This window comes from Thermobaculum sp. T2p (assembly GCF_059335935.1).
On sequence record NZ_JANZYQ010000019.1, the window covers coordinates 77,507 to 93,742 of the forward strand.

Here is a 16,236-nt window from a genome sequence, read left to right on the forward strand (position 1 = left end):
CATAGATGGAAGTCACAGAGATTATAGAGCGCCTCAAGAACAACCTCAGTTCCCAACATATAGAGTTTACAGACCAGGATATAGAGAAGATAGTGGAGCACGGATTTCTGCAGAACGTACTCCTTACAGAGGATATCATGCGGGGACTACCTTACGATGTAATGCCAGAGTACGTTTGGCATACTTCTCCCCTTGAGGCAGACGAGACGCCTAAGGGTAGCAGTAACCAGATGAAAACTGCCAGTACCACTTCTAAACGCTCCAAGAGCGGAGAACTACTAGATCTACCTCTGTTGGAACTATCTGAGATGGTTAGGAGCAGGAAAGTATCCCCCGTTGAGCTAGTCCAATTCTGCTTGAATAACATAGAGAAGTATGACAAGAGGTTGAATGCCTTCCAGCTCGTACTAGGCAATGAAGCCCTGCAGCAAGCAAAGCGAGCAGAGGAAGACATAGCAAGAGGGGAGTACAAGGGACCACTCCATGGTATTCCCATAGCAGTCAAGGATCTATTTGCACTCCGAGATCACCCCACTACAGCTGGCTCTCGAATACTTCAGAATTGGGTGCCGGACTATGACTCCGCTGTGGTAGAGCGCATCAGAAGTGTCGGAGGCATAATAATTGGTAAGACCAGGATGTCGGAGTTTGCTTACTCCCCGGGAGCTAACAACACGATATACGGTCATACGCTTAATCCTTGGAACTACGATAAGGATGCTGGAGGATCAAGCAGTGGGTCTGGAGTAGCAGTCGCTACTCGTATGGCCTTGGTAGGACTAGGATCAGATACAGGAGGGTCCATACGTATACCAGCTGCACATTGTGGGATAGTCGGGCTGAAACCTACCTTCGGAAGAATCAGCTTGTTTGGAGCAGTGCCTCTATCCTGGTCTCTGGATCATGGCGGACCACTAGTTAGATATACCTCTGATCTTCCGTTGGTAATGACGTTGCTTTCAGGCCAGGACAAGAGAGATCCCAGGACTTCACCAGCAAGCGCGTGGCCTTATGGAGACAAGGTTACTAATAAAGACCCTAGGAGTCTAAGAGTAGGGGTGATCGGATACATAGGTAGCGATGACCCAATAGGAACCCATGATGTAGTTACCTGCTGGATGAAGGGAGTAAGAGCCCTAGAAGAGGCCGGGGCTCGAGTCGAGGAAGTAGACATACCTGACCTGGAGAGGCTCTGGGTACTGAACGGAGCGCTGATAGGCGTGGAGGCTGCTACCTATCACACTCATTGGTTGAGGACCAACAAGGAAGACTACAGCGAGTTCGCCCGATACAGACTTATGTCGGCCTTTGCATACGGCCCAAACATATTCATGAGGATACAGCAGGCAAGATCTCTGCTTCGAAGCAAGCTAAATCACTTGTGGGACAGATTCGATGTGATCACTATGCCGGTAGTAAGACATCCAGCTCCCGATGTTGGAACCCCTTCTCACACCCTTTATACAGGGCCTTTCAACTTCCTTGGTTGGCCAGCACTATCAGTCCCAGTTGGCGTCTCTTTCGAAGGTACCCCCGTGGGGATGCAGCTTGTATCCGCTCCCTGGAGAGAGGATCTACTTATAGCTTGTGGTCATCTAGTGGAAAAGGTCCTAGGACCCTTTGTAGCAAGCGGGAACCAGGAAATTTCACAATGAGCATAAAAGATGTAATTCTTATCTTTTTGGGGATAGCACTTGCAATCTTCATAGTACTTATGACCTACATAACGGTCCTAGGAGTCATGGGAAGAGGCATAATGGCCTCGCTTATGCACAGGACGGATGGTGTGATGTTCTTCGTGATGGCCGCATTTCCTATATTTGGGGTACTTCTGGTGCTCATACTGGCCATATGGCTATCTAAGAGAGAAGGTGGACTCTAACCTATGCTACATACTAATACACTCAGCTGTTATACTCATCCAAAAGAAGCACCTCCAAAAATAAACTAATCTTTATGCAGATCTATAAGGTATAATCAAAGGTTGATTATGTCACATAACCCACCAATAATGCGCGCAACAACCATACTTGCAGTGCTTCGAGATGGCCTCCTGGCAATGGCAGGCGATGGGCAAGTAACCTTCGGCGATTCCATATTCAAGCATAAAGCTAGAAAAGTTCGCACCCTATACGATGGCAAGGTCCTGGCAGGCTTCGCTGGAGCTGTAGCGGATGCCTTAACCTTATTTGAGAGGTTCGAGTCCCAGCTTCAGCAGTACAGTGGCGATCTGCGGAGATCCGCCGTGGAGCTTGCCAAACAATGGAGAACTGATAGGTACCTGCGCCCGCTGGAGGCGGAACTTATCGTGGGAGATCCCGGGCAACTGCTGCTTATTACGGGACAGGGGGAGGTTATAGAACCGGACGAAGGCATTCTGGCTATAGGGTCTGGCAGCGTTTATGCTCTTGCCGCTGCACAAGCCCTACTTAGGCATACTAATATGGACGCAGAGCATATAACCCTGGAAGCCATGAAGATAGCTGCTGAGCTCTGCATCTATACAAACGACAACATAACGATCGAAACCATAAGGGCAGAGAACTAAACTACACCAAATGCTTTTAAGGCTTTTGGATCGAGCTAAGCTCGATCGGGAGGTTTTGAAAGAATGCAGGATTTTACACCTAGACAGATAGTAAAGGAACTTGACAAATACATAGTTGGACAGGATAAGGCTAAGAGAGCTCTAGCCGTAGCGCTTCGCAACCGCTACCGCAGGCAACAGCTTCCACCTGAGATCAGGGACGAAGTCATGCCAAAGAACCTGATGCTGATAGGCCCTACGGGAGTTGGTAAGACCGAGCTGGCACGAAGATTGAGCAAGCTGGTCGATGCCCCGTTCATCAAGGTAGAGGCTACCAAGTTTACCGAGGTGGGATACGTTGGGCACGATGTAGAGAGCATAGTGCGTGAGCTCGTCGAGACCAGTGTTAACATGGTCCACATGAAGGCCATGGATAGAGTCAAGGAAGAAGCAGAGAAAGCTGCCAACGAGCGATTGATCAACTACCTTGTCAGGCAATCTCCCAAATACAAGGTCCTGCAAGAAGAGCTGGAGAGTCTAGCAGATTCGGAGCAGGAATCTGCTGCAGCATCTACCAAGAAGGTCGTCCTCGAGAGGAAAATAAAGCGTCAACGCAAGCGCATGGCGCAGATGCTGGCAGAGCGTAGGCTTGATGACGAGATAGTCGAGATAGAGGTAGATCCAGATCCTGATCTCTACTCGGTTGTGGATCTTTTTGCAGACATAGGAGATGCTGACGACTCCGAGGATGCCACCCCTCTGTTTAGTGTGGATCAGGCTGGTCGCAAGCGCAGTCGAAAGGTCTCGGTGGCGGAAGCTCGCAGGATACTGGTCCAAGAAGAAGCACAGAAAATGATCGACTTTGACGCAGTGATAGATGAAGGAGTCCAGAAAGCTGAGCAGGATGGCATTGTCTTTATAGACGAAATAGACAAGTTAATCAGCAATGGCTATGACTCCAATGCCGACGTCTCTGGAGAGGGCGTGCAGAGAGATCTGCTGCCAATAGTGGAAGGCTCTAACGTAGTCACGAGATATGGGACTGTCAAGACCGATCACATACTTTTCATAGCCGCTGGAGCTTTTCACGACAGCAAGCCTTCAGATCTGATCCCAGAGCTTCAGGGAAGGTTCCCGCTACGGGTGGAGCTGGAGGATCTAGATGCAGAGGATCTAAAGGCTATCTTAGTGGAGCCTGACAACTCATTGATAAAGCAGTACCAGGCTCTCTTGGGCACGGAGGGCGTGGAGCTTGAATTCACGCCCGATGGTATAGATGAGATAGCCCGCTTTGCGCATGAGATGAACCTCAAGATGGAGAATATAGGCGCACGAAGGCTGCAGACCGTCATGGAGAGGGTGCTCGAAGATGTAGCTTTCGATGCTACAGACCTCGAGGACAAGCATGTACGGATAGATCGAGCCTATGTGAAAGCACGACTAGAGAACCTTATAGAGGACGAAGATCTTAGCAGATTCATCCTATAGTTGAGGAGGATAAGGTTGAGCATAGCAATATCCATCATGATAGAGGGCCAGAATGGCCTCAACTGGACGCGCTGGCGAAAGATAGCAGATGTGGTTGAGAGCTTGGGATTTGCGGGACTATTTCGGTCCGATCATTTCACTAATCCTGAACCGCCGGAGCTGGATTCCCTTGAGGCATGGGTTTCGCTGACATACATTGCTGACCAGACGCAGAGGATACATTTTGGCCCTCTGGTCTCCCCTGTATCCTTCAGAGACCCAATCATGATGGCCCGCCAGGCTATAGCTATTGACGATCTTAGTGGTGGACGCTTCATACTCGGAGTTGGTGCAGGCTGGCAGGAAAGAGAACATAGAATGTTCGGCTACGACTTGGGCGATGTTCCCACACGTACTAGAAGATTTGAAGAAGCTCTGCAAGTCGTACACCTGCTTCTTACAAGCGACTCTCCTGTGTCCTTTGATGGGAAGTTCTATAAGTTAAGAGAGGCCATACTGCTACCAAGACCAAGCAGAGCCGGAGGTCCGCCTATACTAGTGGGTGGAAATGGCAAGAAGAAGACCCTCCCTCTCGCCGCTAAGTATGCAAGAGTATGGAATGGTGTATGGCTTTCGCCAGAAGATTTCAAGGACAGATCCGAAACTCTTGATGACCTCTTGGTAAGAGAGGGAAGAAGCCCACAGGATGTTCGACGTACTATGATGACGAACCTGCTGTTCGCTGCCGATGACAAAGAGCTGGATCAAAAGATAGCAGATCTAAAGCGTACAAGATCTGAGCTGAGCAATCTAAGTACTCTAGAGGCAGTGCAGCAGATCCAAAAGCAAAACTGGATAGCGGGCACTCCAGATCTAGTGCTGGAGCAACTGCAGGCTTACGAGGAGGCAGGACTGCAGGAGATAATGCTACAGTGGTGGGATTTCGATCATCCGGAAAGGCTACAACCGTTTGCTGAAACCGTACTACAACCACTAACCAGATAGATAATGTATAATTAGGAAAAATCTTGGAGGTTGAAGGCTTGCTTAGCTAGGATCGGGCGATCATAGCTTACTTATGTTCTGAGGTTTATTCCTCTGCGCATATGCTCGATCCTGGTATAAGTTTTGGTCACAATCTAGAAAGCATAAAAGCTAGATCGCCCTATAGCCACAAGAGGGATCTCTTGTGGCTATTATTTTTTGCTTCAAGCAGCCAAGAAAATCCCTAACGGAGACGGACTATGTTGAAGGTCAGTAATGTAAGCAAATCTTACGATGGGCATGTAGTGCTACAGGATATATCTTTCGTGGTTAGTTCAGATGAGCATATAGGCTTGCTGGGAGCTAATGGGTCAGGAAAGTCTACCTTGTTGAAGCTGATCGCAGGGCTAGAGGTCCCTGATACGGGCAGCATTTGGATAGATCCTAATAGCAGAGTTGCCTACTCGCCACAATACCCAGAAAGCGACATAGAACTTACAGTGAAAGAATCCATAGATAAGGCGCTAGGGGGGTTATATACCATTGAAGAGCAGATATCCGAGCTAGAAATAAAGCTCTCTTACACCGATGATGAATCGATGGAGGGTCTGCTGGATCAATACACTAAACTCAGGGAGATGTTCGATTTGCTTGGTGGATATGAACTTGAAGCCAAGGTAGATGCAGTATTGAAAGGATTGCGCTTTGATGGAGAGCTTGATACACCCGTAAGTCACCTTTCAGGGGGAAACAAAACCAAGCTATCTATAGCCAAGATAATACTCTCAGATGCAAACATCCTATTGCTCGACGAGCCCACTAACTATCTGGACCTTAGCTCGTTGTTGTGGTTGGAGGAGTTCCTGTCTAAGAGCCCAAAGTCTTATATCGTAGTATCTCATGATCGCCGATTCCTAGATAAAACGGTAGAGAGCATCCTCGAATTAGACAAGAGAACCTGCAGCATAAGGACATGGCCTGGGAACTATACCACCTATGCTCGGCTATCTGCTCTGGAGAAAGCTAAGACTCTGGAGAGATATCAGGACTTCAAAGCAGAGGCCGAGCGTATACAGCAGGACATCCGGAGAACAAAGGAACAAGCAAAGAGCACCGAAAGTAAAACCAACAACGATACTGCACGTCGCTTGGCCAAGAAGGTAGCCGCTAAAGCAAAGGCTCGAGAACGAAGACTTGAGAGGTACCTAGAAGAAAACAAAGTGGATAGGCCCCCAAGAGAATGGGGCTTAGACCTGAGAGATCTTGGAAAAGAGGCTATTGATGATAACAGGACAATCCTGGATATACAAGGACTGACAGTAGAATTCGATGGCAAAAGAGTGATCGACAATTTGTCGCTTCACCTCAGAGGTAAAGATCGCGTCGCAATAATGGGTCCAAACGGATCCGGGAAGAGCACGCTCCTAAGAAGCATACTGGGGCTAGTGCCATACAAGGGACACATAACCATAGGACAAGGAGTAAGAATAGGCTATATATCACAAGACCTTCTAGAGGTATCAGGTGATAAGAGGGTTATTGACCTCTTTCGTTCCCACGTGAACATGCACGAGGTGGATGCACGTAATTACCTGCACAAGTTCCTGTTTCAAGGGGACGAAGCTATTAAACCAGCAAGTCATCTAAGCTACGGGCAGCGAATCAAACTGGCTCTAGCTCTCATAACAGCATCAGGAGCAAACTTCCTGGTACTCGACGAACCTACCAGTCACATAGACATGCCAGCTATCGAATCCCTGGAGGAGGCTCTATCTTCCTACACGGGCCCACTATTGCTGGTATCTCATGATAGATACTTCCTCAAAGAAGTAGGGGTAAACAGACTCGAGGTCATGTGTGATGGTAAATTAATAACCTACAACAGTCTTGAGGAATACGAGGAGGTGCTCCATGGCTGAGCGAAACCTTGCAGGCAGGATAGCCATAGTGACGGGAGCTACCAGAAGGACAGGTATAGGGGCGGCGATCTGTCGCGAGCTGGCCAGACGTGGGGCTGACGTTGCCTTTACTCATTGGAACGCTTATGATCGCAACATGCCCTGGGGAGGAGATGAAGAAGGGCCTGAGCTTCTGAAGGTAGAGCTGGAGTCCTGTGGCGTTAGGGTTCTCAGCATACAGGCAGACTTATCTAATCCTGACACCCCTCAAAAGGTACTAGACCAGGTTGAGCAAGAGCTAGGCCCCCCTTCTATCCTTGTCAACAACGCCGCCTACTCTATAAATGACGGCTATGAACAGCTAACCGCTGAACTTCTCGATGCACATTATGCAGTCAATATGCGCGCAGCTATACTTCTATCTGTGGAGTTTGCAAGGCGATTCACTCTGGGCGAGGGAGGTCGAATCATAAATATGACCTCAGGACAATCACTTGGAGCGATGCCTAAGGAACTAGCTTATATCGCCACTAAGGGAGCAATAGAAGCCTTTACCCGGTCTCTTGCTCCGGACGTTGCCCCTCTAGGAATAACTGTAAACGCTGTAAATCCAGGGCCAACGGATACTGGATGGATGAGCGAAGAACTCAAGTGTGAACTATTACTGAGGTTCCCAATGGGCAGGATCGGGCTACCTGAGGATGCTGCAAGGCTGGTAGCGTTCCTGGCATCTGATGAGGCCAGGTGGATCACTGGGCAAGTGATCCATTCCGAAGGTGGATTCCTACGTTAGGCACCGCACGTCCATAATACTTGGTACATCAATTGCTGACTTCAAGCGCAGATTTTCTAATGGAGCAAACGTAATGAAACGGAAGAACATGCTATTAGCAGCATCCATGCTCGGGGTTGTGGCAGGCACTGCTATAAGACGCAGAAGGGAGTTAGACCTGAGAGGACAGGTGGTGCTTGTAACAGGAAGCTCAAGAGGACTCGGCTTCCTGATAGCCAAAGCGTTCGCTCGTGAGGGTTGTAGAGTGGCAATATGCGCCCGAAACGAAGAGGAGCTTGAGAAGGCTAGAAATCAGCTCGAGGGTGAAGGGGCAGAGATAATAGCCGTCAAGTGTGATATCTCTGATCGCGACCAGGTAAATGCTATGGTCGATAAGGTGACCAGGCACTTTGGAAGAGTAGACATACTAGTTAACAATGCAGGCATAATGGTGGTTGGCCCTGTGCAGACCATGACCCTAGAAGACTTCCAGCAGGCTATGGACGTAATGTACTGGGGCATGTTCTACACTACCATGGCCGTGCTGCCGCAGATGATTCAGCGTAGAGCAGGCAGAATAGTCAATATCACATCCGTAGGAGGTAAAGTAAGTGTCCCCCGCCTGCTGCCTTATACCGCTGCCAAGTTTGCAGCGGTGGGTTTTTCCGAGGGTCTCAGAGCAGAGATGAAGAGGCATGGGGTGTACGTGATCACAGTCGTACCGGGACTCATGAGAACCGGCTCACACTTGGGAGCACAATTCAAGGGTAAGCACAAAGCCGAGTTCACATGGTTCTCGCTTGGAGCTTCAATGCCGGTAGTGTCGATGGATGCAGAAGTCGCAGCTCAACAGATCGTGGAGGCTACAAGACGAGCTACCAGCGAGAAGATACTTTCCTGGCCAGCGCATCTGATAGTAAGGATTCATGGACTTATACCAGGCATAACAACAGATATGCTCGGAGTCATCAACAGGCTTATACCAGAAGATCCAAACTCAAAGGAAAAGATCAAAGGCGAAGAGATACTAAAGATGATGGGGAAATCTCCCATCGCCAGGATAATTAGCTCCTTGGCTCAGAACACAGCTCAGGGGAGCAAACGTACGCCGTAGCCCTCGCTGGCTAACCCTATAATCCATACCGGCTGGTCTCTCTGCTCAGCCCGAGCAGTAAACTCATCTACCTGCTCTTGTGGCACAGCGATGAGCAAACCACCAGATGTCTGAGGGTCCATAGCGAGCTTGATGAGGTCCTCGTCCACAACAACACTGCTATCGTAACTTATCCTCTTCCTGCCATCCTGCTCACCAGTAAGGTAGCTTCTATTGCGATTCAGACCCCCTGGATATATACCCTGCCTGATATAATCCAACGCACCAGGCAGGACAGGAAGCTTAGACAGCTCTATATTGAGACAGACATTACTGGCTTCCGACATCTCGAATGCATGACCAAGCAAACCATAGCCAGTAATATCCGTCATAGCTCTTATACCTAGCTCGACCGCTAGCTCAGACGCCACCTTATTTAGCCTTAGCATGCTATCCACCGCAGCTTGTATGTCTACATCCCTAACCTTATCATTCTTCAGGGCTGTAGTGATCACTCCGGTGCCCAGAGGCTTTGTAAGTATCAGTAGATCGCCGGGTCTCACAGCTCCCTTAGTAGTTATTTTCTCTGGGTGTATGATTCCGGTCACACATAGTCCGTACTTAGGTTCCTGATCCATAACTGTGTGACCACCACCTATCACGGCGCCTGCCTCTTCAACCTTGTCGATTCCTCCTTTAAACATCTGCGCTAGCATGTCAAGAGGCAAATTACCCGGCCAGCCAGCTACGTTCAAAGCAAGAATAGGTCTTCCACCCATAGCATAAATATCGCTGAGCGAGTTAGCGGCGGCTATAGCACCAAATGTATATGGATCGTCAACTATCGGAGGAAAGAAGTCAACAGTCTGCACCAGAGCCTGTTCCTCATCTAGTTTATAGACCGCAGCATCATCTGCCACATCCAGGCCCACCAGCAGATTAGAAGTATTGCGACTGGTAAATGGCTGCAGAACCTGCGCCAGGTCACCAGGACCTAACTTGGCCGCTCAACCAGCACATGAAGCTAAAGATGTAAGCCTGATTCTTTCCCTATCACTCATGATCCTAACATCAAACAGGCTGCCGTGAAGTAAAAGTTGGCTGAACCTGTAGATACTTCAAGTAATTATATACTGCGATGGGGATGGAGTGGGCGAGTTGTAATCTAAGGCTGGATGCTATACTTGAAGGCTTGGGGACTTACTTCTAGGGGTAAAGATAATGGATTTTGAGATACGGGAATTCAGGGAATCCGATATTCCAGAGATAGTAAGGTTGTTCAAAGCCTCTGACCCGGCATGGCCCGGAGGCTTCTTTTTTGGTCAAACCGTTCCTGAAGACGCGCTCAGGCGCATGAGTCAGGAGGAGAGGATAAACAGCACTTATCTGGCATGGGCAGATGGCAAGGTAGTAGGTTTCATTAACTTATTGGAGGTGCCACAGGAGGAAAAATCCGGGTATATAGGGCTCCTCAACAGCGATCCTAGCTATCACGGTAGAGGCGTGGGCAGAGAGCTTCTTAAGCGCGCCATCCAACGTTGTGTGGAGCTTGGCTATGAGACTGTAACCTTACACACATGGCCTGGCAATACTCGCGCCGTGCCTTTGTACAAAAAGACTGGTTTCTTCTGGGGACCAGAGCCATCCGGATTTGGAGAGCTAAGGAACTTCCTCCCGCTGCTGCTATCGCATCCGCTGACCAAGTGGTACTTCGACCAGATTGACTGGTACGACCATATGAAAAGAGCACTCCATTTGGGGGTAGACGAGGAAAGACATGGCAACGGCACACTTATCTATACCTATCGCTGGGAGTCTCCACTGGGCAACCTAACTGCCATATTCGACCAGAAGACCAACAAACTCGTTACCCTGGACACTCCAAAGCTGTACCTGTCATTGGAGATTCCAAGGTTCAACATGACCACTGGCGAGAGTCAGAAGGCTATGTTGGTCGCTGAGAACAGAACACAAGATCTCCTACAAGTAGCCGTGGTGGCCAGTGGCAAGGGTAGCGTGGAAGCTCAGGGGCTTCACCCGCTGGTCCTTGCACCTGCTGAGAAGAAAAACGTACCGATAGAGGTAAAGGCTTCCGAGGACAAGGGTGGAAACAGCTCATTGAGGTTGGAAGTAGCCATTGGAGAGCATAAGGTCGAGCTCGAAGGCTATATCAAAGTAAAGCCCAAGATCGACATACATTTGAGCAATGTGCTACTGGAACCACAAAGGATTAAAAGAGCCCTGCTTTCTATAGGGAATCTCTCTCCAGAACGTGCAAACTTGCAGATCAACGTAGATACCACAGCAGGCTTGAAAGCCCAATTGCAGGTAGACTCCATCGCACTTGACGCTGGAGAATGGGCTCATATTCCAATTGATCTGCAAGCAGATCGTAGCGGCTCACACAAACTGATCGTAAAGTGTCGGACACAAGACGGAGATCATAGGGAAGAAAACTTCGAGCTAGTGGCTGTGACGCCCGGCAACATCTACTACCATGAGAGGGATAACACTCTACGCATATATACAGATAGGCTTGAACTCTCTCTGAATCTGCAGGGTTATGAGCTCTCTGTCGCAGACAGGAGAACGGGTAGCAAGATAATAGATGTTTCCATCAGTCCTGGCCCGCCATATTGGCCTGAAGCATCAATTGAGCATAAGTCCGAAAGGGATGTATCGTTTGAGGGACAAAGCATAATAGCAAGGTCCACTATCGTACTCAGATCAAAGCCTAAGGCGGTTATAGAGAGGCTATACAGGTTCTATGCTGATGGTCGCCTCAAAATAAGTTACAAGGTACTGAACAACGATGAGAAGCAGCAAGTCGGGCTGATGACCTCTATATCGCCACAAACAGGCAATACTCTTAGGCATCTCTACTTTGAAACTCCTGAGGGAGTTCGCAGTGTAAGGTTGAAAGAGGTCTACCTACCCGAATGGCAACCTCATTACCAGATGAATCCCGACTGCAGGTGGGCAGCCATAGAGGCGGGCGAGTGGACTATTGGTCTGCTGTGGGATGAGAACTACGAAGCTAGATGTCCAGAGTGGTCCGACTTCTCTCTCAAGTGGCCGGAACACCAGCTCAAGGCAGGACAGGCTATGAGCACAGGAGAGATAGATCTGATTCTCAACACTGGCGGGTGGCAAGACATAAGGAAAGAGTGGCTATACCGCAACAACAAGGATATAGAGTCCACGGATGAAGAACCTTACGTAGGGCCAAGAATTAGCCCCAAACCTATAAGGGTCTACAACCAGAAAGGTAGAGCGGAGCTAACCTTCAGGTCGTTCAACCCACGTGAGGTACAGGCGAAAATAAGCCTCAAGGGCAGTGATGGCTTTGAAGCCTTGCCGGCTGAGGCCACTCTTCAAGGCGTTAGTAGCATCAAAGCCACATCAGCCAGTATAACCGTAACATCTACTAAGCCCAGAGGCGCGGGAGAGATAGAAGCCCTTGTAGAGTCTCCTGTATACACAGGCAAGGTAAAATCTCCCACTATAGTACTTGGCAATACAGGCGAAGTCAGAATCACGCAAACCCAAGAGAAGGCCGAAGAAGTCTGGGTTATAGATAACAACTGGATAACATTTTCCGTGTGGCCCCGAATCCTTGGCGCTATCTACAGTCTAGAAGCCAATGGCAAGCAATGGCTTTATCACAACTTCCCCGAGCCCAAACCAAGAAAATGGGCCTATCCGGTGTACGGAGGTGTTTATCCAGTACTATGGGAACAAGGAGGCTATCATCCTAGCCAACTGGGGAGGCTGGCAGGACTCAAGTTCGTAGTAGACGAATATCATACTCACCTGGACTCCCAGATCCCACTTCACGGGATAAAGCTTACGACTACTGTTGAACACGATAGCCTTCTAGGTTTGAGATTCGAGGTCAGCTACTTGACTACGCACGACAGTAATATACTGTTCGTTAATACAGTACTAAGGAACACGGGTCCGGAGAGGAACATAAGTTATTCCTTACAGGTCAATCCTGCTATCGAACCGGATTTCCCTGCTCTTCTCAGATTATATAAGGAGCCTGTGGTTATCCCTGGGCTACAAGACATGCCAGACATGAGCGACACTAGGGCCATGGGAGTACAGTACAGCGACGGTAAAGTGCTAGGGCTAGTAACCGGAAATGAAGGCGTAATAACCGGATACTCAGGAGGTAATCAGGAATCGAAGCTAACAGCAGATCATAAGCTAAAACTATCAGGTGGTCAGGAAATAAGCCTATGGCATTACCTGGTACTTGCTGAGAGTAGTCACGATATGCTCTTATACACCTCTCTATCTGACATAAAGTAGACCCAGGTGTGAGACCAAATGTAGCTCTTTGGTCTCACACCTGCTCAGTCAGCTACTAGTAATGAACCTCAGATACTCTACCAGTACTTCCATGCATCCGGTTTTGGCATCGGGGTATGGGGCGCATATTTCTTGATCAGCTCAGGCAGAAGCATTAGAGCATGATGGTCACGAGAGCGATATTGATCAGGAAAATTACTAGGCACCTCAGCAAAATAAGTACCCGATGGCACAATCCCGCACCCACCCCAAAGCCTCATGAGAATGTTCTGTACCAGCGCATCCTCACCTACTAGCTTACGAGGCAGCCTGCGCCAGAAAGAAAACCCTCCTATTTCCAGAAGTCTCCTCCTGTTATACATGACACAGGCGCCTATCCAACTTACTTTGTACAGGCGAACATCGCCAGGAGGTAGACCTAAGCCCTGAGCCACATGAAAGAGGTTAGCTGCAGTATGAAGAGTGGCGCGATGCCACTCGGGATCACCAGGATTCACTATCTCTGGTCGCACTCTACCAGCCCAGTACTCTATATGCTGTTGGTGTGGCCTTACATCATCGATATACGTAGGCTGGGTTGGGAAGGCTCCCACAAACGCGCAATCCTGTTCTTCAAGCACGTCCGCCATCTTCTCTACAACCCAAGGTTCCATGATGACATCGTCGTCAAGATACAAGACGGCATCGGCACTCGAAGACCTTAGGAGAAAATCCCTCTGCTCTGCAATTCCGCAACGCTCTTTACGATGATACCAACACACCCTGTTGCCTCTAGCTTCTATTAACTTGCAAAGGGACCTAACGACTTCGGAGCAAGTGGCAGGCTCGTCGCTCTGATCAGCTACTATCACACCTAAATCAGTCCTGCTTTGTAAAGCCACTCCGCTAAGGGTCATGATCAGCGACTCAAGTCTATTCATGGTGGGAATAAGTACATCCACGCTTATCATGGCCAGACCTCAGAAGCTAGGACCCAATCTACGACTCTGGTAGTCGCCTGTTGTACGTTCATGCATGAAGTGTCCAACAAGGTAATTTGTGGATTGCCGATACCCGCCTCACATAGGAACCATCCGTTGAGCTCCAGCATTCTGTTTATGAAAGCCTCATCCGAGGAGCCTCTCCAATCAGGCCTACTCAGGAGCCTACTCCGCAAGATGTCATTCTTGCACGTTAAGGCAAGGTAGTTGACCCTAGAGAAATACCTCCGCTCCGGGCAGGATTCCACCGTAGGAGGGAACAAGGATCCACAGAGCACAACACCGATACCGCTTTGGTGTATATTCTTAGCTAGTCTTAGCCAGACATTGGTATATGAAGCATAATTATCTTCCGGTTTTGCCCGTACCTCTCCCCAAAGAATATCAGTCTCAAGCACTATGTAACGACCAGAAAGCGCCTTGGCCAGCTGCAAACATATGGTGCTCTTACCAGTACCACTGGCTCCGGTTATCACATACAGCGGCCTCATGACGAACTGGTAGCCCTCACCACAATAGGGACAGAAGGCCGTAGATCTAGATTCGTCTACGACCTTCTCTACTGAGTAGAGCCCGCAATATGGACAAACGTTAAACATTTTGCCTAATGCTTTGTAAGCTTATCTCTCTGCCCTCAAGCGCTGATCTATAGCATGCCTCCACGATCTGAACACGCCTCAATCCCTCATGACCAGCGTGAGCAGACCAATTACCACTACGTATGGCATCTATAAAGTTCTCTACAACAGCTTGGTGCCCTGTACCCTGCCAGGTCTGGGGCGCTATAGTAACTGGAACATCCCCATGATCGGTGAATATGCGCAAAGTATCCTGCCAACCATAACGCTTCACCCGCATCTGTGCTCCACCTTCTGTGCCATATAAATCAAGGCCAAAATCATCGTCATAATCTGCCTGCACAGCCCAACTGGCCTCAAGGCAAACCGTAGCCCCATCCTCTGTCCGCATAAACGCTGTGGCCAGATCCTCCACATCAAAATCAGCACCAACAAACATCTTCTGTAGACCGCTCCTACGTACGCCTCTACCTCTGGGGCCAAACTCCGCATATGTCGAGGCGCTAACGGTAGTGATTCCTGGTTCACCTAAAAGGAACATCAGCTGGTCCAACACATGCACTCCGAGGTCAATGAGTGGCCCACCACCAGATAGCTCCTTACTGGTGAACCATGATCCGAGACCAGGAATACCCTGACGACGCATCCAATAACCTTTGGCATAGTAAATCTTGCCTAACGTTCCACTGTCGATATACTGCTTGAGGATCATGATGTCGCCGCGCTGGCGATGATTGAATGCTGTCTGCAGCACTCTTCTATTGCGCAATGCAGCATCCACCATTGACTGAGCCTCTTCGGTGTTGCGAGCCAAAGGCTTCTCGCACAAGACATGCTTACCGCTCTCAAGGGCAGCTATAGCTACAGGTGCGTGTAGGTAGTTGGGCGTACACACACTGATAGCATCCAGGTCATCTCTGGCAACCAGATCCTCCCATCTAGAATAGAGGTTAGGAATAGAGTACTCCTTTCCCATGAGCTGCAGGCGGTCTTCCTCAAGTCCTGCAAGGGCAACCACCTCCACGCCAGGGATCTTTTTATAGGCCATCGTATGTACGTTACCAGCAAAACCTAAACCAACCACCCCAACTCTGATAGGCTGATCCATCTAACGGGACTCTCCTCCTTCTTTTTCTTCTGCTCTACTAGTCTAGTACAAAACTCCCCAAACTGTTGAAGGCAATCGTAACCTTTTAGTTGCTTGAGCTGTTTCCCTTATCAGAAGAGAGCAATATTTATGTAAAAAGCTAAGAGCTCTCAAGCAGCAGATACTCTAAGAAGCGTAGATGACGAGATGATAACCACACTCAAAAGATTACTGGTAGTGACTTTTATCCTTATGCTGATAGGAATATCAGCTTGCCAAGATGTGATCCACCAGGGAGTTTCTATAACTTATGCGTCCTCGGACTGGGCGGAGGCCACTCTGGCCAGAATGACCCTTAGAGAGAAGATAGGGCAGATGTTTGTCGTGTATGTATATGGTGACAGTGCTTACGATAAGGATCCTTGGGCCGTAAACGCCAACAGAAAGCTATATGGAGTAGACAACGCCTCTCAGCTAATCGAGAGATATCACGTGGGCGGGTGAACTGCGCGGCTTGCAGGACGCTGCAACTA

The 16,236-nt window shown here is 49.1% G+C and carries 14 protein-coding genes; 10 read left to right on the forward strand and 4 right to left on the reverse strand.

Annotated elements, in window-relative coordinates; translation table 11 throughout:
• The first annotated feature begins 5 nt into the window (after window positions 1-5).
• The 8 genes from N2245_RS09515 (at window position 6) to N2245_RS09550 (ending at window position 8,762) form a co-directional block, all read left to right on the forward strand.
• Complete coding sequence (locus N2245_RS09515) at window positions 6-1,655, forward strand: amidase (RefSeq protein ID WP_494536502.1); 1,650 nt, start codon at window positions 6-8, stop codon at window positions 1,653-1,655.
• Entirely contained in the window at window positions 1,652-1,882 is a 231-nt protein-coding gene (locus N2245_RS09520; RefSeq protein WP_494536503.1) for a hypothetical protein, read from the forward strand. Before N2245_RS09515 ends, N2245_RS09520 begins: the two co-directional genes overlap by 4 nt.
• A 108-nt stretch (window positions 1,883-1,990) precedes the next feature.
• Window positions 1,991-2,548, forward strand: a complete 558-nt coding sequence (hslV, locus tag N2245_RS09525) for an ATP-dependent protease subunit HslV (protein ID WP_494536504.1) — start codon at window positions 1,991-1,993, stop codon at window positions 2,546-2,548.
• Window positions 2,549-2,611: 63 nt separating this feature from the next.
• The gene (gene hslU, locus N2245_RS09530) at window positions 2,612-4,015 is read left to right on the forward strand and encodes an ATP-dependent protease ATPase subunit HslU (RefSeq protein WP_494536505.1); all 1,404 of its coding nucleotides are present in this window, start codon (window positions 2,612-2,614) and stop codon (window positions 4,013-4,015) included.
• A gap of 15 nt (window positions 4,016-4,030) precedes the next feature.
• A complete protein-coding gene (locus N2245_RS09535) occupies window positions 4,031-4,999 on the forward strand; it encodes a TIGR03560 family F420-dependent LLM class oxidoreductase (protein ID WP_494536506.1) in 969 nt (322 codons plus the stop codon).
• A gap of 239 nt (window positions 5,000-5,238) precedes the next feature.
• Complete coding sequence (abc-f, locus tag N2245_RS09540; RefSeq protein WP_494536507.1) at window positions 5,239-6,897, forward strand: ribosomal protection-like ABC-F family protein; 1,659 nt, start codon at window positions 5,239-5,241, stop codon at window positions 6,895-6,897.
• The gene (locus N2245_RS09545) at window positions 6,890-7,669 is read left to right on the forward strand and encodes an SDR family oxidoreductase (protein ID WP_494536508.1); all 780 of its coding nucleotides are present in this window, start codon (window positions 6,890-6,892) and stop codon (window positions 7,667-7,669) included. The genes abc-f and N2245_RS09545 overlap by 8 nt, the downstream gene beginning before the upstream one ends.
• A 73-nt stretch (window positions 7,670-7,742) precedes the next feature.
• Complete coding sequence (locus N2245_RS09550) at window positions 7,743-8,762, forward strand: SDR family NAD(P)-dependent oxidoreductase (RefSeq protein WP_494536509.1); 1,020 nt, start codon at window positions 7,743-7,745, stop codon at window positions 8,760-8,762.
• Here the strand turns inward: N2245_RS09550 and selD are convergent.
• A complete protein-coding gene (selD, locus tag N2245_RS09555) occupies window positions 8,738-9,802 on the reverse strand; it encodes a selenide, water dikinase SelD (protein WP_494536510.1) in 1,065 nt (354 codons plus the stop codon). The genes N2245_RS09550 and selD overlap by 25 nt on opposite strands.
• Before the next feature lie 160 nt (window positions 9,803-9,962).
• Between selD and N2245_RS09560 the strand changes: the two genes are divergently transcribed.
• Window positions 9,963-13,058, forward strand: coding sequence for a GNAT family N-acetyltransferase (locus N2245_RS09560; RefSeq protein ID WP_494536511.1), 3,096 nt, complete (start codon window positions 9,963-9,965; stop codon window positions 13,056-13,058).
• 77 nt (window positions 13,059-13,135) lie between these two features.
• Here N2245_RS09560 and N2245_RS09565 read toward each other — a convergent pair whose 3' ends face one another.
• Genes N2245_RS09565 through N2245_RS09575 form a run of 3 tightly spaced genes read right to left on the reverse strand, consistent with a single transcriptional unit; the run spans window position 13,136 to window position 15,724 of the window.
• Window positions 13,136-14,008, reverse strand: a complete 873-nt coding sequence (locus N2245_RS09565; RefSeq protein WP_494536512.1) for a glycosyltransferase family 2 protein — start codon at window positions 14,006-14,008, stop codon at window positions 13,136-13,138.
• Complete coding sequence (locus N2245_RS09570; protein WP_494536513.1) at window positions 14,005-14,637, reverse strand: AAA family ATPase; 633 nt, start codon at window positions 14,635-14,637, stop codon at window positions 14,005-14,007. The genes N2245_RS09565 and N2245_RS09570 overlap by 4 nt, the downstream gene beginning before the upstream one ends.
• Window positions 14,630-15,724: a Gfo/Idh/MocA family protein gene (locus N2245_RS09575; protein WP_494536514.1), complete on the reverse strand. Its 1,095-nt coding sequence runs from the start codon at window positions 15,722-15,724 to the stop codon at window positions 14,630-14,632. The genes N2245_RS09570 and N2245_RS09575 overlap by 8 nt, the downstream gene beginning before the upstream one ends.
• A gap of 186 nt (window positions 15,725-15,910) precedes the next feature.
• Here N2245_RS09575 and N2245_RS09580 point away from each other — a divergent pair, with 186 nt between their 5' ends.
• Window positions 15,911-16,207 (forward strand): hypothetical protein, encoded by a 297-nt coding sequence (locus N2245_RS09580; RefSeq protein WP_494536515.1) that lies wholly within the window; start codon window positions 15,911-15,913, stop codon window positions 16,205-16,207.
• The last annotated feature ends 29 nt before the right edge of the window (window positions 16,208-16,236 follow it).